This window comes from Nostoc sp. CALU 546 (assembly GCF_048836525.1).
In genome coordinates this window covers 1-2,238 of sequence record NZ_JAWJTF010000323.1, presented here as the reverse complement: position 1 = coordinate 2,238, position 2,238 = coordinate 1, and the positions used below count along the sequence as shown (strand labels likewise).

General features: G+C 39.9%; 3 protein-coding genes. 1 reads left to right on the top strand and 2 read right to left on the bottom strand.

The genetic code is table 11. The features are described from left to right. Positions 1 to 290: 290 nt before the first annotated feature. Positions 291 to 683: a hypothetical protein gene (locus RRG12_RS43290; RefSeq protein WP_420762260.1), complete on the bottom strand. Its 393-nt coding sequence runs from the start codon at positions 681 to 683 to the stop codon at positions 291 to 293. A 205-nt stretch (positions 684 to 888) separates the two neighbouring features. Between RRG12_RS43290 and RRG12_RS43285 the strand changes: the two genes are divergently transcribed. Next, the gene (locus RRG12_RS43285) at positions 889 to 1,278 is read left to right on the top strand and encodes a pentapeptide repeat-containing protein (RefSeq protein ID WP_420762259.1); all 390 of its coding nucleotides are present in this window, start codon (positions 889 to 891) and stop codon (positions 1,276 to 1,278) included. 95 nt (positions 1,279 to 1,373) lie between these two features. Here the strand turns inward: RRG12_RS43285 and RRG12_RS43280 are convergent, their stop codons facing one another. Then, positions 1,374 to 2,105, bottom strand: coding sequence for a ribosomal protein L7/L12 (locus RRG12_RS43280; RefSeq protein WP_420762258.1), 732 nt, complete (start codon positions 2,103 to 2,105; stop codon positions 1,374 to 1,376). Positions 2,106 to 2,238: the final 133 nt, after the last annotated feature.

Here is a 2,238-nt window from a genome sequence, read left to right as displayed (position 1 = left end):
AGATGGAAGTTTCTTCAAAGGCCCTGATTGGATTGAGTGATGATGGAGTTGAGAGAGGTGGGAAATAATACTCCCCTCAGCTATATAGATTTAAATTTATGCACTGCTATTAAAAATCAGTTGATTCTCTATTCAACTAGATGGAAGTAAGAAAACGCATTAAGAAAAATTTAATTACTTTGCTCTTAAGCTTGATATATAAGGCTGACAGCCGCCATTACTGTGCAACTTCCTTGCTCGGTCGAAGTTAAGGCGGCGATCGCAAATCAATCTGGTTGATCATATACACATTACTGAACTGAAATTACTAATGGAACTGAGGCAGGGTCAACCCACTCATTTCCTTCGTAGTAGTTAAAGTGGTTATGATAGCCTGATTCCGTACTATCATTAAAATCAAACCAGCCTGCAAACACTTTCAGTTTCTCTGCTGTTCCTTCAATCCTTAAAGAACTGGCAGAAACCATAACCTTGAGAGAACAATCACTCTTACGAATGAGTAACGAATTTAAACAAGAATCATAAGGTGCTGGGTCAACTTCGTTGGCAGGTATACAAATTTGTACATCCTGAGATTGAAGCAATTCAAGAATTGATTGGCGAATGCTTTTGAGATCGGTGGATGTACCTGACAGATCAATCTCACCGCCATAACTGTTGTTGCTAAAACGAATATAAATCACACTTGTCTATTTCAAATATACGTTTGTCGTTTGTGGTTTTAATGTCGTGTAATGTGGGTTAGACGACATTCAAGGGAAAGCGGCTAAAAGTCAGTGGATAAAATTTTTTCACAGCCAATCACTTTCACTAACAGTACGTTAGTAACTGGATACGCTCAGGGATGATTCCCATTATTAAGCTGTTGATTAGTGCAAAGAATAATCTATGGATGCTGCCGAATTGCTCAGACGTTATGCCGATGGCGAGAGAAATTTTCAAGGAATTGATTTGAGTGGGGCTAAATTGAATGGGGTGGATCTCAGAGATATCAATTTGAGTGGAGCTAACTTGAGTAGAGTCGATCTAAGTGACGCTAATTTGAGCGGTGCTAATTTGAGTGATATCAGTGCGGCTCTTTGGGGTCGCATGAGTGGTGCTAATTTAAGTGGGGCTAATTTGAGTAAAGCTAATCTGAGTGGTTGCGAAATGTTGGGGGTTAACTTAGAAAATGCCAATACTAGAGGTGCTAGGTTGGGGACTTTGGAAAGTGCTTTCGTTCGTAACACTATTAATCCAGATGGAGTCCTGATTGAAGGCCCTATGACTATTGAATAATTCCTCTGTAAAAGGCGAGTTTGCTTGCACCCGAAGAATTCGTAAATTCTAATTAAAACTAAGAAATCAACTAAGAAAAAAAATTTCTAACACTATTAAGATTGGCTAAATTCTTTGATGGAGGCTTTTGCACCAAGTTCTGTCAATTTTTGGCAGATATCTTCAGCCTGCTGTTTTGATATATTTCTTGTAACTGAATGGGGTAAATATTCAAGCACAATTGAAACGGCTTTATCTCTAACTCCTGTGGCATCGCCGATGATTTTAATAGCATCTTTTTGTCTGTCGCTTGGAATTTCCTCAGCAATCACAAAAAATCGCTCAGAACTATTTTTTCGGATAACGCAAGAACCAAACTGCCACAGCGTTTTTTTCTCTTTATCGCTTAGGCTAACTGGAAAATCAAAATCATCAACTTGCCGGCGGATTTCATCTATCTTGCCCCAGCCTATAAGCTCTATGTAAGTTCGTCCTACACCGATTTCACATCCATGCTGGTCATAAATCTCTAGCCACCCATCATCACCATCAGTCGATACGCGCACGGCGTAGGTAAAGTCGTTAGAGTATGGCACTTGACAGACTCTAACACAGCCCAAACCGCATTTAGCTATCCGTGCGTCGTAATAATTATATGCACTCCTTATAGATTCTGGTAGATTCTCAAGCATTTCTGGGTGGCGACGAAGATCGAGAGTGTATCTTCCAAGTAATTCCTCATCTTCGTCAGGTTCTTTGTTTTGGATGTAGGCTCGATACTGTTTCAGCACATGGCTTTCATACAGATGTTCGTAATACTGTTTTATCAGCTCATCATTAAAAGCCATACTGCCCCCTATTTGTTAAAGCGAAGATTAGCCAACCGAGAAGCTTTTGGTTCAGTTTTGATAACCATACCGTAATTGCACAGGCTTGAGCAGAAAGAGCGCAATCACCCTCACGCAACGGTAATGATATTTA